Raw genomic sequence first — 24556 nt, 5'->3', positions numbered from 1 at the left:
CTGAAGTCCATTGACCCCAGCCGCCCGTCTCGCCGCCGCCGCTTCCATCCTCGACTCCATCGCGCAGGGCCGCCAGCCCGCCGAGGTCGTGCTGAAGGCATGGGGTCAGCAAAACCGCTATGCCGGATCGAAAGACCGCCGCGCCATCGCCGACCGCGTCTATAAGGTGCTGCGCGCCCGTGGCCGCCTGAGCTGGATCATGGGTGGCCGCGAGGATGGCCGCGCTCTGGTCATCGGCAGCCTGCACGCGCTGGACAACCTGTCGCTGGAAGAGATCGAGGCACTGCACACCGGTGACGGCTATGGCCCGCGTCCGCTGTCCAAGCAGGAGCGCAGCCGCATCACCGCCGCTGATGGCGAACTGCCGGGCTGGGTTGCCGCCGGTATCCCCGAGTTTGTGATGACCGACTTCCAGAAGGTCTATGGCGACAACTGGAAGACCGAGGCCCACGATCTGATGGCCCCGCGCGCGCCGATCGACCTGCGCGTCAACAGCCTGAAGGCCACCCGCGAGGACGTCGAGGGCGAGCTTCGCGCCGCCGAACTGTCGCCGGAAGAAACGCCGTGGTCGGAACTGGGCCTGCGTCTGGCGTCCGAGCCGCCGCCCAACATTCAGGCGCTGGAAGGCTTCAAGGAAGGCCGTTTCGAGATTCAGGACGAAGGCAGCCAGATCATCTGCGCGCTGGCCGACGCCAAGCCGGGTACGACCGTCGTTGACTATTGCGCCGGTGGTGGCGGCAAGACGCTGGGTCTGGCTCAGTCGATGATGGGGCAGGGGCGTCTGGTCGCCTCTGACGTGGTCGCCAAGCGTCTGGAAAACATCCGTCCGCGTCTGGAGCGTGCGGGCGTCGAGGCCGAACTGGTCCTGATCGGCCAGAACGGCGGCGGTCTGGAAGACCTGAACGACGAGGCCGATCTGGTTCTGGTCGATGCGCCTTGCTCGGGTACGGGCACGTGGCGTCGCCATCCGGAAGACGCATGGCGTCTGACCGAGGAAGAGGTCGAGCGTCTGCACGCCCTGCAAACCCGCATCATGGCGCAGGCCGCCAAGCTGGTGAAGGTCGGTGGCCGGATCGCCTATGTCACGTGCTCGATGCTGAGCCGTGAGAACGAGGACACCGCCGCCGTGTTCGAGGCCGCTCATCCGAACTTCAAGCCGGTCGCTATCGAGACGACCGGCCACGCCATCGCCGCGCAGGCCAAGGGCCACCAGCTTCGCCTGTCGCCCGCATCGACCAATACCGACGGCTTCTTCTTCTCGCTGTACGAGCGCGCTGAATGAGGGCGCGGGTCGAGCGCATCGGCGATGTCGCCATCCTTCCGGTGATGGCGGCACCTGCCGAATACGGCCAGAATCTTCAGGCGCGTATCCGCCCGCTGATCACAGGCATCGGTCCGGTGGAAGGGGCGGTGTCCCTGACCGCCGAACTGGCGCGGCGCGAGGCCACGGGCGACATGCCCGATCTGGTGGTGGTGCTGGGCAGTTCCGGTTCGCCGACGCTGGATCACGCCGCCGTCTATCAGGTCACCTCCGTCGATTACCGCGACATGGATGCCAGCCCGCTGGGCTTCCCCAAGGGGATCACGCCGCTGCTGGACATGCCCGCGATCCTGCCGCTGCCGTGCCGTCTGGAGGGTGTGCCGACCGCGACCCTGTCCACCGGTGCCAATGTGGTGTCGGGCGAGGCCTATCAGGCGCTGGATGCCGATATGGTGGACATGGAAACCTATGCCTTCCTGCGTGCGACGCAGACCTTCTGCGTGCCGCTGCTGGCACTGCGCGGGGTGTCGGACGGCAAGGCCGAACTGACCAAGCTGGAGGACTGGACCTCTACGCTAGATCAGGTGGACGCCAATCTCGCCGACGCATGGGATGTGCTGGTGGCCGCGCTGGAGCGCGACGGCCTGAACGCCATCATGCCCGCACTTGAACAACAGGCCGTATCCGGCCTAGACCCCGCCGCAACGCCCGTAACGGATTCGCATTCATGACCCAGCCGACCCAACACCAGAAGGTGCTCATCGTCGACTTCGGCAGTCAGGTGACGCAGCTTATCGCTCGCCGCCTGCGCGAGCTGAACGTCTATTGCGAGATCCACCCCTACACCAAGGCGACGACCGCGCTTGAGGCCATGCAGCCGCAGGCCATCATCTTCTCGGGCGGTCCGTCCTCGACCACCGAAGCGGACAGCCCGCGCGTCGACCACAAGGTCTTTGAATACGGCGCGCCGATCTTCGGGATCTGCTATGGCGAGCAACTGATCTGCGCCGAACTGGGCGGCAAGGTCGAAAGCGGCCACCACCGCGAGTTCGGCCGCGCCGACATCAGCATCGTCAAGGACAGCCCGCTGTTCAAGGGCATCGCCGCCGCTGGCGAGCAAGAGCCGGTGTGGATGTCGCACGGCGACCGCGTGACCGCCATTCCGGAAGGCTTCGAGGTCATCGCTACCTCGGAAGGCGCGCCCTATGCCGCCATCGCCAACGCCGAGAAGAAAATCTACGCCGTGCAGTTCCACCCCGAGGTGGCGCACACCCCGCACGGCGCACAACTGCTGAAGAACTTCCTGTTCAACATCGCTGGCCTGACCGGTGACTGGACCATGGCCGCCTATCGCGACGAGCAGATCGCCAAGATCCGCGAACAGGTCGGCGACGCCAAGGTCATCTGCGGCCTGTCGGGCGGCGTGGACTCGTCGGTGGCGGCGGTCCTGATTCACGAGGCGATCGGCGACCAGCTGACGTGCGTGTTCGTGGACACCGGCCTGCTGCGAAAGGACGAGGCCAAGCAGGTCACGACCCTGTTCCGCGAGCACTACAACATCCCGCTGGTTCACGTTGACGCCTCGGAGAAATTCCTCGGCGCGCTGGCGGGCATCTCGGACCCCGAGACCAAGCGCAAGACCATCGGCCGCCTGTTCGTCGAAGTGTTTGATGAAGAGTCGTCCAAGATCGAAGGCGCGGAATTCCTTGCCCAGGGCACGCTTTATCCGGACGTGATCGAAAGCCTGTCGGCCTCGGGCGGTCCGTCGCAGGTCATCAAGTCGCACCACAATGTGGGTGGCCTGCCGGACTATATGAAGCTGAAGCTGGTCGAGCCGCTGCGTGAGCTGTTCAAGGACGAGGTCCGTGCCCTTGGCCGCGAACTGGGCCTGACCGACGCCTTCGTGGGCCGTCACCCCTTCCCGGGGCCCGGTCTGGCCATCCGTATTCCGGGCGAGATCACGCCGGACGCCGTAGCGACCCTGCAGGACGCCGACGCCATCTATCTGGACGAAATCCGCAAGGCCGGTCTGTACGACGAGATCTGGCAGGCCTTTGCCGTCCTGCTGCCGGTCAAGACCGTCGGCGTGATGGGCGATGCCCGTACCTATGAAAAGGTTCTGGCCCTGCGCGCGGTCACCTCGACGGACGGCATGACCGCCGACTTCTTCCAGTTCCCGTGGGAAGTTCTGGCCCGCACGGCCACCCGCATCATCAATCAGGTCCCCGGCGTGAACCGCGTCGTCTACGACGTGACCTCCAAGCCGCCCGGCACCATCGAGTGGGAATAATCCACGATCCGACAGGAAGGCCCGCAGCGATGCGGGCTTTTTTGTACCCTATCGGTCGGTTTTGAGCCGTCGCGCCATGCCGACGCCGACCCACAGGCGCCAAAGTCCGAAGGGGATCAAAAGGGGAGTGCCGAGGATCACCTTGCCGATGGGGGCACCTGCCTGCATGGCCAGAATGGACCACAGGCCCAGAACCGTCAGGGCAGCACCGCCCTGAATGTTCATGACAATGCGTGCCAGTGGCTGGAGCGAAAGCAGGCGTCCAAGCGCATTCTGTACCGGATCGGCAAGCCAGCGCAGTTTCAGTTTGTCCGCGACGACATATATCCCGAGCGCGGCAAGCGGCAGGACAGCCGCCGCCATCAGACCCCACAGAACGACAAGGGCCGACAGCTTCAATACGCCAAGCAGGGTAGGGTCAATCATAAGCGCGCGTCAGCAGGCGGTAACAAAGACGCCCTCCGGATCATTCCGGAGGGCGTCTTTGTTCAGGGCTTAGTTGTATTGCGGCGGGCGGCCGGTTTCCTGAACCGTGAACCAGCGCGTGACGGTGAAGGCGTCGACGCCGGCGTCACCGCCGAAGCGGCCATAGCCAGTGTTCTTCACGCCGCCGAACGGGGCCATGGGCTCGTCGGCGATGCCTTGATCGTTGACGTGGATGATGCCGGTTTCGATGCGGTTGGCCACATCCAATGCCTCGGTCATATTTTCGGAGATGACGCCGCCGGTCAGGCCATAGTCGGTGTCATTGGCTAGCGCGACGGCTTCGTCGTTGTTTTCGACCACGTGGATCACGGTCGCCGGACCGAAGATCTCGCCGTAGTAGATTTCCATGTCCTTGGTGATGTCGGTCAGCAGGACGGGGCGGATCAGGGTCTGTTCGTCGCCCTCAATCTCGCCGGTACCAGCCAGGACGGTGGCCCCCTTGTCGATGGCATCCTTGATCAGGGCCGAGACGCGCTGGGCGGCGCGCTTGTTCACCACGGGGCCGACGAAGGTGGCCGGATCGGATGGATCGCCTGACGGAATGGCCTTCACGGCATCGGCGAACGCCTTGGTGAATTTGTCGGCGATGGCGCGGTGGACGATTACACGGTCGGTCGACATGCAGATCTGGCCCGAGTTCATGAACGAACCGAACACGGCGGTTTTGACTGCATAGTCGATGTCCGCATCCTTCAGCACGACAAGGGCGTTCTTGCCGCCCAGTTCAAGGATGGCGGGCTTGAGGTATTTGGCGGCGGTAGTGCCGATGATGCGGCCCACATTGGTCGATCCGGTGAAGTTCACCAGACGCACGCGCGGATCGGCGATCAGGGTCTCGACGATTTCCGCAGCGTCCTTCACATCGTTGGTCACAACGTTCAACACACCAGCCGGAAGGCCGGCCTCGATCAGCACATCGGCCAGCAGCAGCCCGCATGAGATCGGCGCATCTTCCGACGGCTTCATCACCACAGTGTTGCCGACGGCCAGTGGAATGGCGATGGCGCGGATGCCGAGGATGAAGGGCGCATTCCACGGCGAGATGGCCGCGATGACGCCATACGGCACCTTCTTGGCATAGGAGCTGACGCCCGGCATCTGGGTTTGCAGCACCTGACCGCGCGGCTGGGTGACGGCGGCGGCGGCTTCGCGCAGGATTTCGATGCACAGTTCGACGTTGAACGCGGCCCACGGGCGGGCACCGCCCACCTCGGCCGCCATGGTGGCGACGGCTTCCTCGGCCTTGGCTTCCATAATGTCGGCGGCGCGCAGGAAGATCTTCCGGCGCTCATAGGGCAGCATGGCCGACCATGCAGGGAAGGCGGCGGAAGCGGCATCGATCGCGGCGGTCACATCGGCAGGGGTTGCGGCAGCGACCTTGGCGAACACTTCGCCGGTCCACGGCGAGATGTCGTCGGCCGTGGCATTGGACGACGCGGAAACTTCCTTGCCGCCGATGATGAGACCGCGAGTAATCGTATTCATTTCAAGCTCCAATGCTCGCCTTTCCGGCGCGCAGATAATGAGGAGGGTAATACCTGATAGGGCGGGGTGTTCCGTACGACGGTGGTCGAAGGTGTCGGCTGGGCAAAAGGGTGCAGGTACCGATCCAGCGAAGGGGGGCCTAGAAACCCGTCAGGACCATTTTGCCGATGGCGGTGCCGGCCTCGGCCTTGCGGTGCATGGCGATCAGATTGGCGGCGTTGATGGGGCCACCTTCTTCGGTCGCCGTCGAGGTTAGCTGGCCAAGGTCCAGCATGGCGCTGACACGGTTCAGAATCTGGTGCTGGCGGTCCATGTCCGGCGTCTGGAACATGGAGCGGGTGAACATATATTCCCACGCCACGGTGATCGACTTGGGCTTGAACGGCGCGATGTCGAACGAGGCGGGAGAGTCGATCAGGGCCAGATGCCCCTGGGGGGCGATGATCTTGGCGAACTCGGCCTGATTGTCCTGACTGCCGCTGAGGCTCGCAACGTGGCTGACTTCCGGTATGCTGATGCGTGCCAGTTCTTCGGACAGGGGCAGGCGGTGGTTGATCACCTGATGCGCGCCCATGCGTTTGACCCATTCTATGGTCTCGGGGCGTGATGCGGTTGCAATCACTGTCATCTCGGTCAGGTGGCGGGCCAGTTGGATCAGCACCGACCCCACGCCGCCAGCACCGTTGATCACCAGAAGTTCGCCCTTGGCACCCTTTTCGACGCCCAGTCGGTCGAACAAAAGCTCCCATGCCGTGACCGAGGTCAGGGGCATGGCGGCGGCCTCCGCCCAGCTCAGCTTGGCGGGTTTTATGCCAACCAAGCGTTCATCCACCACCTGAAGCTCGGCGTTGGAGCCTTGGCGGGTGTTGGTGCCGGAATAGAAGACCTCGTCGCCCACGTTAAACAGGGTGACGTCCTCGCCAACAGCCTCGACGACGCCCGCCGCGTCATAGCCCAGCACCTTGAACTCGCCATGAGCGGGTTGGGCAGTCGAGCGGATCTTGGTGTCCACCGGATTGACCGAGACAGCCTTGATCCTGACCAGCAGGTCACGCGGGCCGGGTACGGGCGCGGGCAGGTCGATATCGATCAGGGCGTCCGGACGGTCGATGCTTCCGGATTGGCGATAACCCACGGCCTTCATGGACGGTACTCCGCTATCTGCTGTTTCGGCGGCTATAGGCGAAATATATGGCCAGACCGATGATGTTCCAGATCACGAAGCCGAGAAGGGTTTTCTGCGGCAGACTGATCAACAGATAGAGGCAGCCCGCGATCGAGATGGGCCCGACAACCCATGCCATGGGTGTGCGGAAGCCGCGCGGCAGGCTTGGCTGTTTGACGCGCAGGATCAGCAGGCAGACCGCCACTGACATAAAGGCGATCAGCGTCCCCGCATTGGCCAGGGCCACGATCTCGCCCAGAGGCAGGAAAAGGGCAATCGCGCCGACCACAGCCACCGTGAACAGGGTGATCCGCACGGGGGCACCCTTGCCCGAAACCTTGGCCAGACCGCGCGGCAGCATGCCGTCACGCGCCAGCACGAAGAAGATGCGGCTCTGGCCATAGAAGAAGGCGAGGATGACCGTCGGTAGGGTCAGGACGGCGGTAATGCCAAGGAAACCGGCGGCAAACGGCTGGTTGAGCTGGCGAAGGATCAGGGCCAGCGGCTCGGGGCTGTTAGCAAAGGTGGTGAAGGGCGTGCTGCCCAGCGCTGCCAGCGCGATGACGACATAGATGGCGGCGCACGCCAGCATGGAGCCGACAATGCCAATGGCCAGATCGCGCTTGGGATTGCGGACTTCCTCGGACGCCGTGGCGATGGCGTCAAAGCCATAGAAGGCCGAGAAAATGATGGCGGCAGCGGCCATGATGCCGCGCTCGATCCCGTCGGGGCTCATGGTCGAGCCAAATCCGAACGGGCTGAAGGGCTTGAGGTTGGCGGCGTCGAAATGGGGCAGGGCAAACCAGACGAACAGGGCCAGCGCAGACAGCTTGACCACCACCAGCACCATATTGGCCGCCGCGCTCTTGCCGGTGCCGATCAGCAGGACGCCCGCCACCAGCACGATAATCAAAAGCGCCGGCAGGTTGGCGATTCCGCCCTCGGACGGGCCCTGCATCAAGGCCATGGGCAGGCCCAGCCAGTCGTGCAGCAGGGGCGCGGCATAGCCCGCCCAGCTGACCGCGACGGCGCTGACAACCAGCGAATATTCAAGGATCAGCGCCCAGCCGATGACCCACGCCATCAGCGAACCCATCACCACCCGCGTATAGGTATAGGCGCTGCCGGCCTCGGTGATGGTCGATGCCATCTCGGCGTAGCAGAGCGCGCCGCACGCGCACACAAATCCGGCAATCAGGAAGGAGATCAGGACCGCTGGCCCCGCCTTGTCCGCACCGATGCCGATGAGGGTCAGGATGCCGGTGCCGACAATGGCCCCGACGCCGAGTGCGATCAGATGCGGCCAGCCCAGTGTGCGGGCGAGTTGTGGGGAGGATGCGGGGGAGGGGGACGCGCCCATGTTGGGCTCCGGATACTGGGTGACTAAGTTTACTGGCTGTCGTCGGGCGACTGGCTGAGAAGCTGACGTAGGCCGGGGGGATGGGTTCCGGCAATCGAAAGTTGCGGCGGGAAGGCCGTTTCCTGCGGCAGGTTGTGCAGCCGGATCTCGGCGGACAGCGCATAGTGCTGGGTCACCGACAGATAGACGCTCTCGCTCCACAGACCGTGCAGGATCTTTTCGGAGCCATGGCTGACCAAGGCCATCAGGTGCTGGCTGGCATCGACAACCAGACGGATTTCCGCCCCCGGCCAGCGCGCCAGAATGCTCTCTGCCGCACGCGAGCGGATGGTGTTGTAGCCGCGGCTGTGGTCGGGGCGGTCCTCATAGACCACGCCGTGAACGGCGACGCCGCGCTGGGCGGCGCGGGTCAGGGCCGGGGCAATTCGGTCCTCGATGGCCGGAAAACAGTCGAACAGGATGATCTCGCGGGCATTGTCGATCATGTCCTCGCAACGCGCCCAGATCTGGTCGACCGAACGCAGTTGATAGAGGCGGTCCTCCGGCAGGCGGGTTTCCAGCGTGCTGAGCGCCGCGCGGGCCGTTGCCGTCTGTTCGGACAGGCGGGCTTCCAGTGAGCGGATCAGGGGATCGGGGCTGATGGCGCGAAAAAGTCTCGGCTCGCCGCCGTCGTCGATGACCGCGCCCTTCTGGACCAGAGTGGCAAGGGTCTTATAGGTGTTGGCCTGTGCCTTGCCGATGGCCTGGGCGATCTTGTAGCCGGTCGAAGGGCCAGCCCGCAGAAGCTCGCAATAGGTCAGGGCCTCGGTTTCGGTGAACCCCAGCGCGATGAGCGTTTCTTCCGGTGACATGCTTACCCCCTCGTCCTTCCGGATAACGGGCGAACTGATGCCAGCCAGAGCCTGAAATCCCAAGGATATTAGGATTACACATTTCTCATTTGACTAGTAGTGTCTGCTACTAGCTTTCTTGAGCATCGTGGGTGCGGCATCCGCGCGCAGCTTTGTGCGCCCGTCACCCGTTATGCAGGGCATGCGCCGACTTTGAACAAGCGGCGCGAAGGAGGAAATGTGTCACTCAAATCATTGATGGTTGCGGCGTCGGCCGTCTGTATTCTTGTGGCGTGCTCTGGCCCGGGCGGGGCGATCAACGGCGGCAAGCCGGAGTACGGCACCTTTGGCTTCGACACCGTGGGCATGGACCGGAATGTCGCGGCGGGCGACGATTTCTTCAGCTACGCCAACGGCGGCTGGGTCAAGTCGACCCCCATCCCCAATGACAAGTCCAGCTGGAACACCTTCTCGGTGCTGGCTGAAAAGTCGAACGAGCGGGTCAAGGACCTGATTACCCACGCCCGTGAAAATCGTGACCCCGATGCGGGTAAGGTCGCCGACTTCTATGCTGCGTTGATGGACGAAGCGGCCATCGAGGCGCGCGGTATGGAGCCGCTGCGGCCCGAACTGGCCAAGGTTGCGGCCCTGAGCGATCGCAAGGCGATCTCGGCCTATATCGGCGCGATCATGCGTGCGGACGTCGATCCGCTGAACGCGACCAACTATTACACCGACCGTCCGCTGGGCCTGTGGGTGGCACAGGATCTGGACGAGCCGGAACGCTATGTGCCCTATCTGATGCAGGGCGGTCTGGGCATGCCGGACCGTGACTTCTATCTGGATAACGGGGCGCGTTTTGCGACCCTGCGGACCCAGTATCTGGCCCATATCGTCGCCACGCTGAAACTGGCTGGCATCGACAAGCCTGAAGAGCGCGCCGCGCGCATCATGGCGCTGGAAACCCGCATTGCCCGCACACACTGGTCGCAGCTGGATACGGGCGACGTTCAGAAGGCCAACAACACCTGGGACCGTGCCGAGTTCGCGACCAAGGCACCGGGCATGGACTGGAACGCCTTCTTCGAGGCATCGGGCCTGTCGGGCGCGGACAAGATCAAGGTCTGGCAAGCCAGTGCCGTCACCGGTCTGGCGGGCCTTGTCGGCTCGGAATCGCTGGAAAGCTGGAAGGACTATCTGACCTTCCACGCTATCAACCGTGGCGCGCCGAACCTGTCGAAGGCCTTTGTCGACCAGCATTTCGAATTCTATGGCAAGGCCCTGAGCGGCCAGCCCGAACCGACCCCGCGCTGGAAGCGTGCCATTGCCCTGACCAACAGTGCGCTGGGCGATGCCGTGGGCCGTATGTATGTGGCCAAATACTTCCCGCCCGAAGCCAAGGCTGCGGTCGAGGAAATGGTCGTCAACATCAAGGCCGCGATGGGCAAGCGCATCGAGGCGCTGAGCTGGATGACGCCGGAAACCAAGGTCGAGGCGCACGCCAAGCTGGAATCCATGCGCGTCGGCGTGGGCTATCCGAACAAGTGGCGCGACTATTCGGCGCTGACGGTTTCGGCGGATGATGCCTATGGCAATCTGGAGCGGGCCTCGCTGGTGGAATACCGCCGTCAACTGGCCAAGCTGGGACAGCCGGTAGACCGCGACGAATGGTTCATGGTGCCGCAGGAAGTGAACGCCCTGTTCGCGCCCAGCCAGAACTCGATCATCTTCCCTGCGGCCATTCTGGAGCCGACCTTCTTTGATCCGAATGCCGATCCGGCGGTCAACTATGGGGCCATCGGCGGCGTGATCGGCCACGAGATCAGCCACGGCTTTGACAATCTGGGCTCGCAGTTCGACTCCCATGGCCGCCTGCGTGACTGGTGGACGGCGTCGGACAAGGCACAGTTCAACCGTGCCGCCGACATGCTGGCCACCCAGTTCGACGGCTATAAGCCGTTCGAGGATGCCGCGGTGAACGGTCGCCTGACGCTGGGCGAGAACATCGCCGATGTGGCGGGCCTGTCCGCCGCCTACGATGCTTGGAAGCTATCGCTAGGTGGCAAGGAAGCGCCGGTTCTGGACGGCTTTACGGGCGATCAGCGCTTCTTCCTTGGCTGGGCACAGAACTATCGCGCGGTGTTCCGTGATGCGGCGCTGCGTAACAAGCTGATGACCGATGTTCACGCGCCGGGTCCGTATCGCGCCCAGACGGTTCGCAATCTGGATGCGTGGTACAGCGCCTTTGACGTGAAGCCCGAGCAGAAGCTGTATCTGGACAAGAGCCAGCGCGTTCCGGTCTGGTAATCCGTCTTTGAAGAGTTCCGATCCGGCGGTGCTGATTTTTTCAGTATTTACCGTTGGATCGGAACCTATGCTGTTCCCATATACGTTGTGTCTTTGAAAGCGGACCAAGGTCGAGCGGGGCAGTATGAAGAGCGGACGCAAGCGTATCGTATGGGGTGTGGCGGGCGTGGCCGCTGTGGCCGCCGCCGCATTCCTTGTCTGGAAGATGCAGCGCCCGCCTGAAGTCAGCGTGCTTGAGATCAAGCCGCAGACGATTGAAATGGGATTGTCGGTGGTGGGCCGTGCTCGCCCCGGTGATCTGGTCGAAGTATCATCGCCCAATCCGGGTCAGGTGATCCGCCTGTTTGTGGACGATGGCGATGCCGTCACCCAAGGGGCCGCGCTGGCCGTGATCCGCGCTACGGTTGAACAGGCCCAGACCGATGCCGAGGTCGCCCGCGCCACCGCCGCCCGCGCCGAGGCCGCCGAGGCCCGCCTGAATTTCAGCCGTACCCAAACCCTCTATGACCGCGGATTTGCCGCCAAGGCCGCGCTGGATTCCGCCCGCGCCACCCTGCAGGCGGCAGAGGCCAATCTGGAAGCAGCCAATGCCTCGGTTCGCGCCTCTGCCGAGCGCACGCGTGAATACACCATCCGCTCGCCCATGAATGGGGTGGTGCTGGTGCGCCCCATCGATAACGGCAAGGTGGTGACAGTGGGCGAGACCCTGTTCGAGCTGGGCTCCAACAGCGGCACCGAGATTCAGGCCGAGGTCGAGGAATCCTATGCCGACGCCATCCACGTTGGCATGACGGCCCGTGCTGCTCTGGCAGGGTCCGATAAGGTGTTTACCGCCCGAGTGTCCGAGGTTTCGCCGCGCGTGAACTCGTCCACGGGGGCGCGTCTGATCAAGCTGGTCCCGACCGAGGGCAGCAGTCTTGCCCCGGGTCGCTCGATTGACCTGACGGTGGTGGTGGGGCGTCGTGACAACGCCATTGCCGTTCCGCGCCGCGCCGTGCTGGACGCGACGGCCCAGCCCAAGGTTCTGGTCGTGGGGGCGGATGGCAAGGTCCGCCAGCAGGCCGTGACCATCGAGCGTTGGCCCACGACCAATGCCATCATCACAGAGGGGCTGAAGGCCGGTGACCGTATCGTGCTTGATCCCTCGGGGATCGAGGCCGGACAGTCGATCCGCGCTGTCGTCGAACAGGCGAAATAAGCGCCGTGTTCGCTCTCAAGGTCGCCCGCCGCTATCTGTTGTCCAACCCCAGCCAGACCCTGCTGTTGATTGCAGGGGTGGCGCTGGGGGTGACGGTGTTTGTCTTCATCACGGCCCTGATCGCGGGGCTGGAGGTTCGCCTGACCGAGCAGGTCACGGGCGACAGCGCCCACGTCAGCATCGAGGCCCCGACGCGGGTGGCCCGCGTGATCGAAGGCGATGTGCCGGTGGAAGGTGTTGCGCTGGTCTCTACCCTGCAACGCAAGCAGATCCGCGACTGGCCGATGATTGTCGATCTGTTGCGCTCGACCGAGGGCGTATCGGCCATCAGCCCGCAGATTTCAGGCAGTGCCTTTCTGGTGAAGGGTGAGGCGGTGTCGCCGCTTTCGGTGCTGGGCGTCGAGCCGGAAGGCGTGGACGCCATCAGCCAGATCACCCCCAAGATCGTCGATGGTTCTGGCCAGCTGCGGGCCGATGGCCTGTTGATCGGGGGCAAGATGGCTGAGGAGTTCGGACTGGAGGCGGGGCAGGCCGTCCTGCTGCGGACCGAGCGCGGGGTGGAGCGGCAACTGACCATCAGCGGGATCTTCCGCACCGGCCTGCAAAGCCTTGATGAGCGGGTGGCCTTCATGTCGATCCAGACGGCGCGCCCGCTGTTCGCCCTGCCGGAAGGGGTGACCAATATCGAGGTCAAGCTGTCCGACCCACAGCAGGCCCGCGACGTGGCCGAGTTCCTCAAGGGCGCGACGGGTCAGCGCGTGACCCCGTGGCAAGAAAAGAACGAAAGCCTTGAGGACGCGCTGAACGCCCAAGGCCAGACGGGCACCATGATTCAGGCCTTCTCCCTGATCTCCATCATCATCGGTATCGCCAGTGCGCTGGTGCTGTCGGCCTATCGCCGTCGCAGCGAGGTCGGGATCATGCGGGCCTTTGGCATTTCGGGCAGCTTCATCATCTGGGTCTTCCTGCTGCAGGGGCTGTTGATCGGACTGGTCGGGGCCTTGGTGGGGTGCGGTCTGGGCTATGGTCTGTGCGTGTTTCTGGAAGGGATCACCAAGGCCGACGGCACCTCGGCCCTGCCCATCGCGCCGGAGCAGGGGGGCTATGTCGCCGCTCTGGTGCTGACGACGCTGGGCGCGGTGGTGGCGTCCATCATTCCGGCGCGTAATGCCGCCAAGGTCGATCCGTTGGAGGCGATCCAGCAATGAGCCATCTGCTGAAAGCCACAGACATCAGGAAGTCCTTCCGCAACGGCGACGAGGACACGCTGGTGCTCAAGGGCATCGACGTCACGCTGGACAAGGGCGAGCTGACCGCCTTGGTTGGTCAGTCGGGCTCGGGCAAGTCGACCCTGTTGTCGATCATCGGCCTGTTGCTGCGTCCGACCTCGGGCGAGCTGGAGATTGCGGGCGAGCGGGTGGACCGTCTGTCCGAACGCAGACGCGCCCTGTTCCGAAACGAGCGGCTGGGCTTTGTTTTCCAGTTCCACCACCTGCTGCCGGACTTTACGGCGCTGGAAAATGTCGCCTTTCCGGCGGCGGCCCCTGCGGGCGGGATCAGCCGCGAGATGCGCGACCGCGCCGCCGAACTGCTCAGAAGGGTAGGTCTAGAGGACCGGATCGACTATCCGGCCACCCGTTTGTCCGGTGGCCAGAAACAGCGTGTGGCGATTGCCCGCGCCCTGATGAACAAGCCCGATCTGATCATCGCCGACGAGCCGACGGGCAATCTGGACACAGACTCCGCCGACACGGTTCTGGAGCTAATGCGCGAGGTGAACCGCGAGGACGGGGCCACCTTCCTGATCTGCACCCACGATCAGGGCATAGCCGCCAAATGCTCGCGGCGTCTGGTGCTGAAAGACGGCCTGCTGGATGCCGACGAGGCGGGGCGACGTTTGCCATAGGGTTTAGAGCTTCTCATGGCCCTGCCTTAAAAATGGCGCGACTACAGTGCGATACTAATGTTCGATTTAGAAAATCTGCATAGTTCGCTGTTCACGAAAGGCGCATAGGGAAGGGGCAGTCTCTTGACGGCGTTTCTTCCCCTTATGAACCTTTGGCGCGGATCGATATCCCTCTCCTCCTAACGGTCCGCGCCGACCTTTCAGATGTCAGTCCCGGCAGAGAGTGGGGCTAGCCACGCCTTGGTTCATTTCTGAACGACAGCCGAAGGGATTGCTGTCGACAGCGCACTGGCCATAGGGCTTGCCGGAGCCCTCAAGCTGGCGACCGGTCGAATAGCATTTGCCCTGACAGTTGGCGTTGTCGAAACAGGTCTTGCCGCCGTCGCTAAAGCGGACCACGCATTGCAGGGTCTGGGCGCGACCCACAGGGGTCATGGTGCCGCCGCGTGCCGCACAGGCATCCGCTGCTGCCGTTTCCGTTGAGACTTGGGGCTGTGTCGAGCAAGCCGCCAAAAGGACAGCGGTCGAGATCAGGATAGCGCGGAGGGACATGGGCGTACTTATGAACAGGGTTATCCGCGCCACGGTATAGGACGGCAGGGAATTGAAAAGGGCGGAGCCTGTGGCCCCGCCCTTTGATCGTTTTAGGCGTCGACCTTGATGACGCCGCGACGGATTTGGTCCAGTTCGATGGACTCGAACAGGGCCTGGAAGTTGCCGTTGCCGAAGCCTTCGTTGCCCTTGCGCTGGATGATCTCGAAGAAGATCGGGCCGAACAGGTTTTCGGTGAAGATCTGCAGCAGCAGGCCTTCTTCGCCGACGTTGCCGTCGATGAGGATGCGGTTCTTCTTCAGGCGCTCGAGGTCCTCGCCGTGGCCGGGGACACGCTTGTCCACCAGTTCATAATAGGTCTCGATCGTGTCCTGCAGCTTCACGCCACGGGCGCGCAACTTCTCGACGGTTTCGTAGATGTTGTCGGTGGTCATGGCGAGGTGCTGGATGCCTTCGCCGTTGTACTGACGGATAAACTCTTCGATCTGCGAGTTTTCGTCTTGGCTTTCGTTCAGCGGGATGCGGATCGCCTTGTCCGGCGCGATCATCGCCTGCGAGAACAGGCCGGTGGCCTTGCCCTTGATATCGAAATACTTCTGCTCTTCGAAGCCGAAAATCTGGTTGTAGAAGGTCGACCAGGTCCGCATCTGGCCGCGACGGACGTTGTGGGTCAGGTGGTCGAGGATATCCAGACCGACCGAGTTTTCGGCTTCGGCCTGTTGCCACCCTTCGATCTCGTTCCAGCTATCGTAGATGCTGCCTTTTTCGCCGTACTGGTCGATCAGGTACAGGTACGATCCGCCGATGCCCTGCAGCACCTTGGCGTCGGCACCCAGAGCGCCGACCGAGGCGTCAACGGCGTGGGCACCGCGCGAGATGGCGAGGTCATAGGCCTGCTGGGCGTCCGCCACGCGGAAGGCCATGCCCGAAGCCGACGGGCCGTGCTCGGCGCGGAAGTCGGCGGCCTGGCCGGTGGCTTCCTCGTTGACCAGCAGGTTGGTCTGGCCCTGCTTGTAGCGGGTGATCTTCTTGGTCGGGTGGGTGTGGGTCGCCACAAAGCCCAGCTGTTCGATCAGGCCCTTCATGGCGGCGGGATCGGGGCTGGTGAACTCGACAAACTCGAAGCCGTCGAGGCCGATGGGGTTCTCAGCGGTAATGGCCATGGGAATGGTCTCCTTGCTGTGTCAGCACCCGCAATAAGGGATGCGGAAATGCTGGTGAAATCAGTTGTCCGTGACGCGGTTGGCCCAGGCCTGTGTGCCCGTGGTGTAAACGCGGTCGCTCGGCAGGATGTCGGCGGGTTCGAACTCGGCCTCCTTGGCCAGTTCGGCGTAGATGGGCGCGAAGTCGGTCTCGATGGTCTGCTTCAGCAGGTCCTCGAAACTGTCGATGACGAAATAGGTCTGTTGGAAGTCGTCGATGCGATAGCGGGTCTGCATCACGCGCTTCATGTCGAAGCCGATGCGGTTGGGCGAGGCATCGTCCAGTGCGAAGATCGACTCCGTGCGGCTGGAGACGATGCCCGCGCCGTACAGCTTCATGTCGTCGCCGTCTTTGATCAGGCCGAACTCGACCGTGTACCAATAAAGGCGCGACAGGTTATGAATGGCGTTGTGCTTCATCGCCTTCATGCCACCCTGACCATAGGCCTGCATATAGTCGGCAAAGACGGGGTGGGCGAGCAGGGGAACGTGACCGAACACGTCATGGAACACGTCGGGTTCCTGAAGATAATCAATCTGTTCCGGCGTTCTGATGAAGTTGCCTGCCACGAAGCGGCGGTTGGCCAGATGCTCGAAGAACACGTCGTCCGGCACAAGGCCCGGCACGGCCACGACCTGCCAGCCGGTCAGCTTGTGCAGGCGTTCGGACAGGTCCTCGAAGTTCGGGATGCCGCCATCCGACAGTTTCAGAATATCCAGACCTTCCATGAAAGCGGGCGTCACGCGCGAGGGCAGCAGCGCCGTCTGGCGCGCATACAGCGTGTCCCACAGGGCGTGCTCTTCGCGCGTATAGGCCGACCAGTTCTGCGGGATGGTCCAGTCGCTGGCGGCGCCTTCCGGCGGCGATTGTAGAGCGTGGCTGCCCATGGCGGTTCCTCCCTGAAACCTGGCCTGAAAACCAGGCCTGAAACCTGTCGGGTGCCCCCTTGAACGGGGATCGTAAGCCCGAAATCATTGTTACGACAGTTTGCCATCACATTCTGCGCGTTGCCTTTCAAAACAGGGCATGAAATGACACTGGATGATGAAGCTGGTTCACTATTGGCAGAATAATGAAACGATATGATCTCGATGAGGTGGATCGCCGTCTGTTACGCTTGCTTCAGACGGATTCCTCGCTGAGTCACGCGGCCTTGGCGGAAATGGCGAGATCGTCTCCGGCATCGTGCTGGCGACGGATCAAGGCCATGGAGGAGGCGGGGGTGCTGAAGGCACAGGTCCGCCTTGTGGACGCCGAGCGCGTGGGGCGCGGGGTGAACGTCATGTGTCAGGTGCGGATGAAGTCCCACTCGCCCAATGACCGACAGTCGTTCGAGGCCTTTTTGAACACCAAGCCCGAGGTGATGGAGGCGCACTCCATGTCCGGCGAATGGGATTACCTGCTGCGCATCGTGGCAGAGGATGTGGCGGGATATGAGCGGTTCCTGATGCGCGACCTGCTGAACCATGCCAACGTCGCGACAGCGGCCTCGCACTTTGCCCTCAGTCAGGTGAAGTACACGACGGCCTTGCCGGTCTAGGACGAACATTGCCCCAAGCCGACATTTCCAAGCAGTCAGCAGTCCTTACGTCTTCGCGGACGACCGTCGCGGTGGCGTCCATCCCCTATGCGGTCATGGCGGGCATTTATGGCGTATGGTTAGTCAGGGGATGGGTTATCTACGGGCGTTTACCTATCCACGGCAGTGTGCCGTATCTGGTCATCGCGGGCCTGTTCATCGGTATGTGGTTCGCGCTGGTGGCCTTTTCCCTGATCGAGATCATCCGGCCACGCGTGGTGGAGCTTTCATCGTCGGGATGGATCTATAGACCGGTAATCGGACCCGTTGTCGGCCCCGTGCCGTGGGACAGGGTGGAGGAGTTCCGTTTGGGAAGCGCGCGCACGCTCGTTTGGCTGGAGGTGCATTACCGCGACCCCCATGCCGGAAAGCTTCGCAAGCGCGCCCTCGGCAGACATCTCAAACTGCCGGGCAAAAGGGGATGGATGTCTCCGGCGAAGGACATCGCAGCCTATGCTAACGAATATATGCGGAGAACGAAGGATGCGGGTCGTTAGGCCGTAACTTGCTTTGCATGGTGCGCGGACCCTTATCGGCCTGTACGCGTATTAGGTGCGACCGAACTGGTTAGGAGGGGAAGCGGTGCAATCCGAGGTGATCCGATATTCGCGGCTGGGTGTGCTGGTGACGGCTCTTGGTCCGGCTTTTGCCGCGCTTGTGCTGCTGCGGACGCTTGGCAGTGGAGAGCTGTCCCTCATGCCCATGGTCGTTGGCGGCGTGTTTGCGCTGTTCTTCCTCTATTATGTCGCCGAGGTCATCAAGCCGCGCGAGCTTGAACTGGACAGTGCTGGTTTCACCTATCGCCCGACCTTCGGCACCAGTACCCGCGTGGATTGGGGCGATGTCTCGGCCTTTTCGCTGGCGGGCAAGAAGAACAAGGTGCTGGTCTGCGAATACCGCGACGCGGCCAGTAGCGCGGTGAAGAAGCTTAAACTGGGCGAGTTCTGGGCCTTGCCGGACAGCGGTCTGTGGTACGCCTCCAGCGACAAGGTTATGCGCTGGATTGGCGAGCGGCGACAGTCTGCCACCCAACGGACCCTGCCTCGCACGGCGCAAGCATCTTCCGGCAACACGCCCGCCAAGCCCCGGACCACCAAGCCCGTGCAGAGTGGTGGCGTGGCCGTATCCGCCCGTTCCGGCGTGACCTATGCCAGCTCGAAAGCACCGGCGGAGCCCAAGCCGCAAATGCCCATCTTGAATGGCGATACGGGTGCCGGAAAGGGTCTGGGATGGGGGCTGTTGATCGGCGGTTGCGCGCTAGGCGTCATGTCCGTCGGGCCTTTTATGGCGGCCTGTCGGTCGGGCCTGTGCAGCGCCGGCCTGTGGGAAGTCGGCGATGTGCGTATCTGGGCGTTTGCAGGACTGTGGACGCTGTGCCTACTTTTGGTGATCGCTGGCGGTCGACTGATCACGGCCAGAAACGACACGCTTTGACGTAACCGATGTTGGTCTGAGGCAGCTGCTTTTAGAGAGTAAGCCCCAGTCAACCTAGTGACTGATGGTCTCGCGGGTCAGGTTCAGGTTCGCCTTACCCTCGGGCTGACGCACGGCATAGTAATCGTCCACGCCGTCCTTACGCATGCGCAGGAGGACCTTGCGGGTGGCATCGATCATAACGAGGGTGCCGTCATCGGCGGGGAACCATGCGGCCACGTCTCCGCCGAGTTCCAACTGGGCGAGGCATTTGTCGTCATAGCCGATATCATAGCCGCCAATGGTGCGGTTGGCCGTGAGATCGACAATGCAGACCGTGCCGCCTTCATAGTCCTCCCACAAGGCAAAGCGGCCTGTGGGTTCCAGCTCCATATCGCGGGTGCCGATCAGATCACCGGGGTCGTCGGTCGATTGGCTCATCGTGTCTTGAGCGTAGGGCGTCGCGGGCACGGCCTCTTCGGCACCGGACGGTGAACAGGTGATCAGGACGGCGGAGGTCACAAGGGCGAGGCAAGGGATCCATCTCATCCTATTCGACCTCCACATTGGCGACATAATAGGCCTTGGATTGACCCGAGCGCATTTGCTCGGGCGGGGTGGGGCCATCTCTCGTGACGGTGTTCAGGCCGAACTTGATGCTGGCGGATCCTGGTCCATCGGCCTCGTAGATGAAGACGGCCAGATCCGTGCCCTGAGGGCCGGCACCGGGGAGGTTGTCGAGGGATTTGAAGGTGAAGGGGCCTTCGTTCTCGTCATCGGCGGCCCACAAATACCAACTGCTGGCACGATAGGGGAGGTTCACGGTCAGCTTGCGACCCTCGACCTCATGCCACGGCGGAGGAAGGGGCCGTTCGTTATCGGATGTGGGCGTGGCGCTGTTGCCCTCCTTATTGCCGTCCGTAGCGGGCGAGCAGGCGGTGAGGCCCAGTAGGGTGCAAAATGCGGGAACTAGCAGACTGTGCAGACCGGGTTTCATGGGCATGACGGGTCCTGTCGCTAAGATTTTTCATGCGCACCGGCAAAATCGGGCGGGCGCAGTGGTTATTTATATAACATTGTTATCCTTAGGTGTCGATGTTTGGACACGCTGGTCATCCGAGCTACGCAGCCTGTCTGAACAGGTTTTTACGGCCTAAACTCAAGCGCGTTATAGGCCGAATAGCCTTCCTCGGCGCTGAAGCTGTGGGCGTCGGCCAATTTCCATGACAGGCCATAGAAGGGGTGCTGATCGCCCTGTTCCAGCAGCTCGCCCGGCTTCAGGAAGGTGTGGATCTGGGAATAGAGCCGGATTTCCGACTGGCTGATGCGGCGTACCAGATGCTGCGGGCCGAGGTCCTCTGGCTTGGCGATGCCGGCGGCGGCCAGCATCTCGGCCAGAGCGTGCATCGTGCTGCGGTGATAGGTGGCGACGCGCTCGGCCTTGTCCGGTACCACAAGGGCGCGTTGGCGTGACGGGTCTTGGGTGGCGACGCCGGTCGGGCATTTGTTGGTGTTGCACGACAGGGACTGGATACAGCCCAGCGCGAACATGAAGCCCCGCCCCGCATTGGTATAGTCCGCGCCCATCGCCAAGAGGCTGGCGATATCAAAGGCGCTGATGACCTTGCCTGCCGCGCCGATGCGGATGTGCTGGCGCAGGTTTGCCCCCACCAGCGTGTTGTGCACCAGCAGCAGCCCTTCGCGCAGCGGCGTGCCGATGTGGTTGGCAAACTCCAGCGGGGCTGCGCCCGTGCCGCCTTCAGCCCCGTCCACCACGATGAAGTCGGGCAGGATGCCGGTCTCCAGCATGGCCTTGACGATGCCCATGAACTCCCACGGGTGGCCGATGCACAGTTTGAAGCCGACCGGCTTGCCGCCCGACAGCTCACGCAGGCGGGCGATGAAATGCATCATCTCGACCGGCGTACTGAAGGCGGTGTGATAGGGCGGCGAGATGCAGTCCACGCCTACGGCAACGCCACGGATTTCGGCAATCTCGGGCGTGACCTTGGGGCCGGGCAGGATGCCGCCGTGGCCCGGCTTGGCCCCTTGGCTGATCTTGATCTCGATCATCTTCACCTGGGGCAGGGTGGCGTTCTGGACAAAACGGTCGGGGTCGAACTGGCCGTCCAGAGTGCGGCATCCGAAATAGCCGCTGCCGATTTCCCAGACGATGTCGCCGTCACCCTCGCGGTGATAGGGGCTGAGGCCGCCTTCGCCGGTGTCGTGATAGAAGCCGCCTGCCTTGGCTCCCTTGTTCAGGGCGCGAATGGCATTGGCGCTGAGCGAGCCAAAGCTCATGGCCGAGATGTTGAACAGCGAGGCGGAGTACGGCTGGCTGCACTGTGGCCCGCCAATGGTGACGCGCAGGGTCTCGGGTGCCGCGACGGGCGCGGGGCGGATGGACGGGGCGATGAACTCGTAACGGTCGTTATAGACGTCCAGCAGGGTGCCAAAGGGGCGCTCGCTGCTTTCGCCCTTGGCGCGGGCGTAGACCAGCGAGCGCTGGCTGCGCGAAAAGGGCGCGGCCTCGTTGTCGGCCTCAAAAAGGTATTGTCGAAGTTCCGGCCGCAAGGCTTCGAAAAGCCAGCGAAAATTCCCGATGATGGGATAGTTGCGCCTGACCGAATGACGCGGCTGGGTCAGGTCGTAAAGACCCAGTACGGACAGGGCGACGAAGACCACCGCCAGCGGCCATAGATGCACATTCCAGACGAGCGCCGCCGCAAACACGACCGCCAACACAAGGCAGAGCGCCAGAACCGTGAACCGACTGATGTGCATGATGTGCCCCGTCAATGACCGATGGTCGTCTAACGGTTCAGTTAGCCCTTAGGCTCCCCACAGTGCCAGTGCGACTTGCGCGCGCAGCGATATTTCATCGGCGTGTCCAGTCCTTGATGGCAAAGCGCATCCCGAAGAACAGGCTGGCCGCATAGCTGCCCAGCAAAAGCGCCGCCAGCCCCCAGAACATCATGTCGGCACGCAGGCTCAGATCGCCATGGGTATAGCCAACCAGCAGCGCCACCGAAACGAAGGTCAGCACCGCAAACACCAGCGAAATCAGCCAAAAGGCCAGAATGCCCCTCAGAATGCGAAACGCGATCGGTTCATTCATGCCAATGCTCGGGTTGCGGTAGTGCAATTCATACCAACGCTATCACAGCATTTCCGAAACCATTAGCTACCGATTTCTGGAGCGGAATTGACCCTTCCGACTATCAATGCCACAGCCGCCCGCACACGACTTTGCGCACAGTTCGGGAGCAGCACATGTCCATCACGATTTACGGCATCAAGGCCTGTGACACGATGAAGAAGGCGCGTGTTTGGCTGGATGAGAACGGCGTGTCCTATGACTTTCACGACTATAAGGTGCAGGGTGCGGACAAGACCGAGCTGGAGAAGTGGGTGGCCGAGCATGGCTGGGAGAAGGTGCTGAACAAGGCGGGTACCACCTTCCGCAAGCTGCCGGACGAGGCCAAGGCCGACATCGATGCCGCCAAGGCCATTGCCCTGATGATGGAGCAGCCGTCGATGATCAAACGTCCGGTGCTAGATCTGGGCAATGGCAAGACGGTTCTGGGCTTCAAACCTGAAATCTATCAGGCCGCGCTCAAGGGCTGATCAGCCCTCGACCTGCGTCATCGGACGGTCCTGACCGTCGGCCCCTTGGGTGATCCATTCCCCGTCGGCGTTCTGGAATTCGATGCAGGCATCTTCGTCAGGGACCTTTTGCTCGCGCGCGGCGTGGATGGCGGCGGCATGGGCCGCATCGTGGGTGGGATAGGTCTCGGACCATGTGTCGCCCAGTCGATAGGCCCAGCCGCCGTCGTGCTCCTGAATGCGATAGGTAACCATCTTCATAGCGAACTCCTCTGGTGGTGCAGTGAGGGGAACGCGTGAAGTCCTTTCGGGCTTCGCAAAGTCTTACGAAGATTTCATGCGTCGCCGCGCATCTGTGGCGCTAGGTGAGTGCCTCATAACTTCGAAAGGCCCGATGATCGGGCTCTAACGAAAGGGGTGACCCATGGAAGACCTAATCGGCATTATCGCGATCCTGTCCGTATTCGGCACGATCACCGCCGTCATTGTGTTGCCGTCCTACTTCAAGCACCGCAACCAGAAGGAAATGCAGAAGTCGGTTCGCGCCGCGATCTCCGAAGGCCAAAACCTGCCGGTGGAACTGATCGATGTGATGACCCACGATATCCGCAAGGGTCTGCCGTCCAAGGCCCGCGATATCCGCCGTGGTGTTCTGTGGATCGCCGCCGGTATCGGCATCGGCCTGCTGGGCATGTTCACCGATATCGAAGTGGGTGACACGCGCTGGGTCGGCACCGGAACCTTTGGTGTAGCCTGCATACCGTTGGTTTTCGGTATCGCATATCTGATACTGTCGCGCTTCAACAAGCTCGAGAGCTGATCGGTCCGGGATGGCGCCTAAACAACCCCTGACAACGATGCACGACGTGGAGCTGGCAGCCCTTTCGGCTGCCGGCGGCCGTCGTGAGTTCGGTGAACTGGTCCGGCGTCATTCGCCGTTCGTGCGGGCCTTGCTGCGCCGCATGGGCGCGCCCTACGAGGTCGCTGACGACATCGCCCAAGATGCCTTCATGCGCGCCTATGAGAAGTGCATCGATTATCGCGGGCAGGGGAATTTCGGATCGTGGGTCGGTCGAATCGCCGCCCGTCTTTACCTGCGCCAGATCAAGCACGAAGCCCGCTATACCGATCTGGAAGCCATGTCGGACGAAGACTGGCAAAGTCTGGAAATCGATCCGATTGGCCGCTTTGATCTGGACAAGGCGCTGCGTGCGCTGAGCGAGTCAGAACGGCTGTGTGTGTCGCTGTGCCATGGGGCAGGGCTGACGCACGAGGAAATCGGGGCTTCGCTGAACCTTCCGCTGGGGACAGTGAAATCCCATGTCAAACGCGGGCTGGCGAAGCTGCGGCTTCGGTTGTCGCCCAGTTTGGAACAGGAGGCCCGTTTGGATCATGTCTGAACCTGATTTCGATCCCGCCATCCAGAAGAGCTATCGCGTGCCACCCGAATTCGCCGATTCGGCCTTGTTCGACGCAGAGGTCGAGGTGCGGCTGGAGAATCGCTGGCGCTGGCGTCGGCGTATCCTGTCGTTGCTGGGGCTGGCGACGGCCTTTGTGATCATCCGCCAGTTCGTGAAGGTGCGGTTTGATGACCTGTCGACCGGTGGCCTGACGATCTCCAAGTCCGAAGAAGTCACCCAATTGAAGGGTTATGTGGCCAGTTTGTCCGAGCAGATCGGCTTTGATCACATCCATCTGGGTGTTTTGTCCGGCCCTTCACTATTGATGACGTTTGCCGCCGCGACGACGATTCTTCTCATTGTAGCCGCCGTACACTGGTCAAAAGCGCTGTAAGAGCGTCGTTTTCCCGCCTTGATCCGTCGATAATCACGAAAAAGAACCGGTCTATGGCAATGCCCGCGTTGCGGGCGGCGTTCGGACACTTTAGGGTCGCGACGAACTTGCCACCCGTGTT

27 protein-coding genes are annotated in these 24556 nt (G+C 62.6%); 14 read left to right on the top strand and 13 right to left on the bottom strand.

Annotation, left to right across the window (positions count from 1 at the left end; all coding sequences use genetic code 11):
* The first annotated feature begins 10 nt into the window (after window positions 1–10).
* From Q0Y42_RS01570 to guaA, 3 genes are read left to right on the top strand one after another with little or no spacing between them, the layout of a single operon-like run.
* Entirely contained in the window at window positions 11–1282 is a 1272-nt protein-coding gene (locus Q0Y42_RS01570; protein WP_297799422.1) for an RsmB/NOP family class I SAM-dependent RNA methyltransferase, read from the top strand.
* Complete coding sequence (locus Q0Y42_RS01565) at window positions 1279–1992, top strand: 5'-methylthioadenosine/S-adenosylhomocysteine nucleosidase (RefSeq protein ID WP_297799420.1); 714 nt, start codon at window positions 1279–1281, stop codon at window positions 1990–1992. Before Q0Y42_RS01570 ends, Q0Y42_RS01565 begins: the two co-directional genes overlap by 4 nt.
* On the top strand, window positions 1989–3551 hold the full coding sequence (guaA, locus tag Q0Y42_RS01560) for a glutamine-hydrolyzing GMP synthase (protein WP_297799418.1): 1563 nt from the start codon (window positions 1989–1991) through the stop codon (window positions 3549–3551). The genes Q0Y42_RS01565 and guaA overlap by 4 nt, the downstream gene beginning before the upstream one ends.
* 48 nt (window positions 3552–3599) lie before the next feature.
* On the opposite strand, the gene Q0Y42_RS01555 is transcribed toward guaA, so the two are convergent.
* The 5 genes from Q0Y42_RS01555 to Q0Y42_RS01535 all read right to left on the bottom strand — a co-directional run bounded on the left by Q0Y42_RS01555 (window position 3600) and on the right by Q0Y42_RS01535 (window position 8898).
* Window positions 3600–3977: a hypothetical protein gene (locus tag Q0Y42_RS01555; RefSeq protein ID WP_297799416.1), complete on the bottom strand. Its 378-nt coding sequence runs from the start codon at window positions 3975–3977 to the stop codon at window positions 3600–3602.
* 69 nt (window positions 3978–4046) lie between these two features.
* Complete coding sequence (locus Q0Y42_RS01550) at window positions 4047–5522, bottom strand: aldehyde dehydrogenase family protein (protein WP_297799414.1); 1476 nt, start codon at window positions 5520–5522, stop codon at window positions 4047–4049.
* 139 nt (window positions 5523–5661) lie between these two features.
* Window positions 5662–6666, bottom strand: a complete 1005-nt coding sequence (locus Q0Y42_RS01545; protein ID WP_297799411.1) for a zinc-binding alcohol dehydrogenase family protein — start codon at window positions 6664–6666, stop codon at window positions 5662–5664.
* 13 nt (window positions 6667–6679) lie between these two features.
* On the bottom strand, window positions 6680–8047 hold the full coding sequence (locus Q0Y42_RS01540) for an amino acid permease (RefSeq protein WP_297799408.1): 1368 nt from the start codon (window positions 8045–8047) through the stop codon (window positions 6680–6682).
* 29 nt (window positions 8048–8076) lie between these two features.
* On the bottom strand, window positions 8077–8898 hold the full coding sequence (locus tag Q0Y42_RS01535) for a helix-turn-helix domain-containing protein (RefSeq protein ID WP_297799406.1): 822 nt from the start codon (window positions 8896–8898) through the stop codon (window positions 8077–8079).
* 219 nt (window positions 8899–9117) lie between these two features.
* Between Q0Y42_RS01535 and Q0Y42_RS01530 the strand changes: the two genes are divergently transcribed.
* The 4 genes from Q0Y42_RS01530 to Q0Y42_RS01515 all read left to right on the top strand — a co-directional run bounded on the left by Q0Y42_RS01530 (window position 9118) and on the right by Q0Y42_RS01515 (window position 14288).
* The gene (locus Q0Y42_RS01530) at window positions 9118–11184 is read left to right on the top strand and encodes a M13 family metallopeptidase (protein WP_297799404.1); all 2067 of its coding nucleotides are present in this window, start codon (window positions 9118–9120) and stop codon (window positions 11182–11184) included.
* Between the two features lie 124 nt (window positions 11185–11308).
* Window positions 11309–12382, top strand: a complete 1074-nt coding sequence (locus Q0Y42_RS01525; RefSeq protein WP_297799402.1) for an efflux RND transporter periplasmic adaptor subunit — start codon at window positions 11309–11311, stop codon at window positions 12380–12382.
* Between the two features lie 5 nt (window positions 12383–12387).
* Window positions 12388–13590, top strand: coding sequence for an ABC transporter permease (locus Q0Y42_RS01520; RefSeq protein WP_297799400.1), 1203 nt, complete (start codon window positions 12388–12390; stop codon window positions 13588–13590).
* Window positions 13587–14288, top strand: a complete 702-nt coding sequence (locus tag Q0Y42_RS01515; RefSeq protein ID WP_297799398.1) for an ABC transporter ATP-binding protein — start codon at window positions 13587–13589, stop codon at window positions 14286–14288. Before Q0Y42_RS01520 ends, Q0Y42_RS01515 begins: the two co-directional genes overlap by 4 nt.
* Window positions 14289–14495: 207 nt before the next feature.
* On the opposite strand, the gene Q0Y42_RS01510 is transcribed toward Q0Y42_RS01515, so the two are convergent.
* From Q0Y42_RS01510 to phhA, 3 genes are all read right to left on the bottom strand, one after another.
* The gene (locus tag Q0Y42_RS01510; RefSeq protein ID WP_297799396.1) at window positions 14496–14840 is read right to left on the bottom strand and encodes a hypothetical protein; all 345 of its coding nucleotides are present in this window, start codon (window positions 14838–14840) and stop codon (window positions 14496–14498) included.
* A 92-nt stretch (window positions 14841–14932) separates the two neighbouring features.
* Window positions 14933–16003 (bottom strand): 4-hydroxyphenylpyruvate dioxygenase, encoded by a 1071-nt coding sequence (gene hppD / locus Q0Y42_RS01505; RefSeq protein WP_297799394.1) that lies wholly within the window; start codon window positions 16001–16003, stop codon window positions 14933–14935.
* A 60-nt stretch (window positions 16004–16063) separates the two neighbouring features.
* Window positions 16064–16930, bottom strand: coding sequence for a phenylalanine 4-monooxygenase (gene phhA, locus Q0Y42_RS01500; protein ID WP_297799392.1), 867 nt, complete (start codon window positions 16928–16930; stop codon window positions 16064–16066).
* Between the two features lie 185 nt (window positions 16931–17115).
* On the opposite strand from phhA, the gene Q0Y42_RS01495 reads away from it, so the two are divergent.
* From Q0Y42_RS01495 to Q0Y42_RS01485, 3 genes are all read left to right on the top strand, one after another.
* Entirely contained in the window at window positions 17116–17583 is a 468-nt protein-coding gene (locus Q0Y42_RS01495; protein WP_297799390.1) for an Lrp/AsnC family transcriptional regulator, read from the top strand.
* An 8-nt stretch (window positions 17584–17591) separates the two neighbouring features.
* Entirely contained in the window at window positions 17592–18119 is a 528-nt protein-coding gene (locus Q0Y42_RS01490) for a hypothetical protein (RefSeq protein WP_297799388.1), read from the top strand.
* Window positions 18120–18216: 97 nt separating this feature from the next.
* Entirely contained in the window at window positions 18217–19056 is an 840-nt protein-coding gene (locus Q0Y42_RS01485; protein WP_297799387.1) for a hypothetical protein, read from the top strand.
* Window positions 19057–19110: 54 nt separating this feature from the next.
* On the opposite strand, the gene Q0Y42_RS01480 is transcribed toward Q0Y42_RS01485, so the two are convergent.
* The 4 genes from Q0Y42_RS01480 to Q0Y42_RS01465 form a co-directional block, all read right to left on the bottom strand.
* Window positions 19111–19584, bottom strand: a complete 474-nt coding sequence (locus Q0Y42_RS01480; RefSeq protein WP_297799385.1) for an AprI/Inh family metalloprotease inhibitor — start codon at window positions 19582–19584, stop codon at window positions 19111–19113.
* Window position 19585: 1 nt separating this feature from the next.
* Entirely contained in the window at window positions 19586–20038 is a 453-nt protein-coding gene (locus tag Q0Y42_RS01475) for a hypothetical protein (RefSeq protein WP_297799383.1), read from the bottom strand.
* 143 nt (window positions 20039–20181) lie between these two features.
* Window positions 20182–21819, bottom strand: a complete 1638-nt coding sequence (locus Q0Y42_RS01470; RefSeq protein ID WP_297799381.1) for an FMN-binding glutamate synthase family protein — start codon at window positions 21817–21819, stop codon at window positions 20182–20184.
* Between the two features lie 94 nt (window positions 21820–21913).
* Window positions 21914–22153, bottom strand: a complete 240-nt coding sequence (locus tag Q0Y42_RS01465; RefSeq protein ID WP_297799379.1) for a hypothetical protein — start codon at window positions 22151–22153, stop codon at window positions 21914–21916.
* 155 nt (window positions 22154–22308) lie between these two features.
* Here Q0Y42_RS01465 and Q0Y42_RS01460 point away from each other — a divergent pair, with 155 nt between their 5' ends.
* The gene (locus Q0Y42_RS01460; protein ID WP_297799377.1) at window positions 22309–22662 is read left to right on the top strand and encodes an ArsC family reductase; all 354 of its coding nucleotides are present in this window, start codon (window positions 22309–22311) and stop codon (window positions 22660–22662) included.
* On the opposite strand, the gene Q0Y42_RS01455 is transcribed toward Q0Y42_RS01460, so the two are convergent.
* Window positions 22663–22902 carry a DUF2188 domain-containing protein gene (locus Q0Y42_RS01455; protein ID WP_297799375.1) on the bottom strand — a complete coding sequence of 80 codons (240 nt, stop codon included), beginning with the start codon at window positions 22900–22902 and terminating at the stop codon, window positions 22663–22665.
* Between the two features lie 163 nt (window positions 22903–23065).
* Between Q0Y42_RS01455 and Q0Y42_RS01450 the strand changes: the two genes are divergently transcribed.
* From Q0Y42_RS01450 to Q0Y42_RS01440, 3 genes are read left to right on the top strand one after another with little or no spacing between them, the layout of a single operon-like run.
* The gene (locus tag Q0Y42_RS01450; protein WP_297799373.1) at window positions 23066–23461 is read left to right on the top strand and encodes a DUF6249 domain-containing protein; all 396 of its coding nucleotides are present in this window, start codon (window positions 23066–23068) and stop codon (window positions 23459–23461) included.
* A gap of 37 nt (window positions 23462–23498) precedes the next feature.
* Window positions 23499–24041: a sigma-70 family RNA polymerase sigma factor gene (locus Q0Y42_RS01445; protein ID WP_297799531.1), complete on the top strand. Its 543-nt coding sequence runs from the start codon at window positions 23499–23501 to the stop codon at window positions 24039–24041.
* Entirely contained in the window at window positions 24034–24435 is a 402-nt protein-coding gene (locus Q0Y42_RS01440; protein WP_297799371.1) for a hypothetical protein, read from the top strand. Before Q0Y42_RS01445 ends, Q0Y42_RS01440 begins: the two co-directional genes overlap by 8 nt.
* The last annotated feature ends 121 nt before the right edge of the window (window positions 24436–24556 follow it).

This window comes from uncultured Brevundimonas sp., from assembly GCF_947305955.1.
In the GTDB taxonomy this organism is placed as follows: domain Bacteria; phylum Pseudomonadota; class Alphaproteobacteria; order Caulobacterales; family Caulobacteraceae; genus Brevundimonas.
This window is presented reverse-complemented; position numbering and strand designations above follow the sequence as displayed.

What these genes read in the sequence shown, in the direction of transcription:
- Q0Y42_RS01470 (WP_297799381.1), bottom strand. Translation starts at nt 21,819, where the DNA reads ATGCACATCAGTCGGTTCACGGTTCTGGCGCTCTGCCTTGTGTTGGCG.
- Q0Y42_RS01540 (WP_297799408.1), bottom strand. Translation starts at nt 8,047, where the DNA reads ATGGGCGCGTCCCCCTCCCCCGCATCCTCCCCACAACTCGCCCGCACA.
- Q0Y42_RS01445 (WP_297799531.1), top strand. Translation starts at nt 23,499, where the DNA reads ATGCACGACGTGGAGCTGGCAGCCCTTTCGGCTGCCGGCGGCCGTCGT.
- Q0Y42_RS01555 (WP_297799416.1), bottom strand. Translation starts at nt 3,977, where the DNA reads ATGATTGACCCTACCCTGCTTGGCGTATTGAAGCTGTCGGCCCTTGTC.
- Q0Y42_RS01480 (WP_297799385.1), bottom strand. Translation starts at nt 19,584, where the DNA reads ATGAGATGGATCCCTTGCCTCGCCCTTGTGACCTCCGCCGTCCTGATC.
- Q0Y42_RS01450 (WP_297799373.1), top strand. Translation starts at nt 23,066, where the DNA reads ATGGAAGACCTAATCGGCATTATCGCGATCCTGTCCGTATTCGGCACG.
- guaA (WP_297799418.1), top strand. Translation starts at nt 1,989, where the DNA reads ATGACCCAGCCGACCCAACACCAGAAGGTGCTCATCGTCGACTTCGGC.
- Q0Y42_RS01565 (WP_297799420.1), top strand. Translation starts at nt 1,279, where the DNA reads ATGAGGGCGCGGGTCGAGCGCATCGGCGATGTCGCCATCCTTCCGGTG.
- Q0Y42_RS01465 (WP_297799379.1), bottom strand. Translation starts at nt 22,153, where the DNA reads ATGAATGAACCGATCGCGTTTCGCATTCTGAGGGGCATTCTGGCCTTT.
- Q0Y42_RS01440 (WP_297799371.1), top strand. Translation starts at nt 24,034, where the DNA reads ATGTCTGAACCTGATTTCGATCCCGCCATCCAGAAGAGCTATCGCGTG.
- Q0Y42_RS01550 (WP_297799414.1), bottom strand. Translation starts at nt 5,522, where the DNA reads ATGAATACGATTACTCGCGGTCTCATCATCGGCGGCAAGGAAGTTTCC.
- Q0Y42_RS01535 (WP_297799406.1), bottom strand. Translation starts at nt 8,898, where the DNA reads ATGTCACCGGAAGAAACGCTCATCGCGCTGGGGTTCACCGAAACCGAG.
- Q0Y42_RS01455 (WP_297799375.1), bottom strand. Translation starts at nt 22,902, where the DNA reads ATGAAGATGGTTACCTATCGCATTCAGGAGCACGACGGCGGCTGGGCC.
- Q0Y42_RS01460 (WP_297799377.1), top strand. Translation starts at nt 22,309, where the DNA reads ATGTCCATCACGATTTACGGCATCAAGGCCTGTGACACGATGAAGAAG.
- Q0Y42_RS01510 (WP_297799396.1), bottom strand. Translation starts at nt 14,840, where the DNA reads ATGTCCCTCCGCGCTATCCTGATCTCGACCGCTGTCCTTTTGGCGGCT.
- Q0Y42_RS01475 (WP_297799383.1), bottom strand. Translation starts at nt 20,038, where the DNA reads ATGCCCATGAAACCCGGTCTGCACAGTCTGCTAGTTCCCGCATTTTGC.
- Q0Y42_RS01525 (WP_297799402.1), top strand. Translation starts at nt 11,309, where the DNA reads ATGAAGAGCGGACGCAAGCGTATCGTATGGGGTGTGGCGGGCGTGGCC.
- Q0Y42_RS01495 (WP_297799390.1), top strand. Translation starts at nt 17,116, where the DNA reads ATGAAACGATATGATCTCGATGAGGTGGATCGCCGTCTGTTACGCTTG.
- Q0Y42_RS01545 (WP_297799411.1), bottom strand. Translation starts at nt 6,666, where the DNA reads ATGAAGGCCGTGGGTTATCGCCAATCCGGAAGCATCGACCGTCCGGAC.
- phhA (WP_297799392.1), bottom strand. Translation starts at nt 16,930, where the DNA reads ATGGGCAGCCACGCTCTACAATCGCCGCCGGAAGGCGCCGCCAGCGAC.
- Q0Y42_RS01515 (WP_297799398.1), top strand. Translation starts at nt 13,587, where the DNA reads ATGAGCCATCTGCTGAAAGCCACAGACATCAGGAAGTCCTTCCGCAAC.
- hppD (WP_297799394.1), bottom strand. Translation starts at nt 16,003, where the DNA reads ATGGCCATTACCGCTGAGAACCCCATCGGCCTCGACGGCTTCGAGTTT.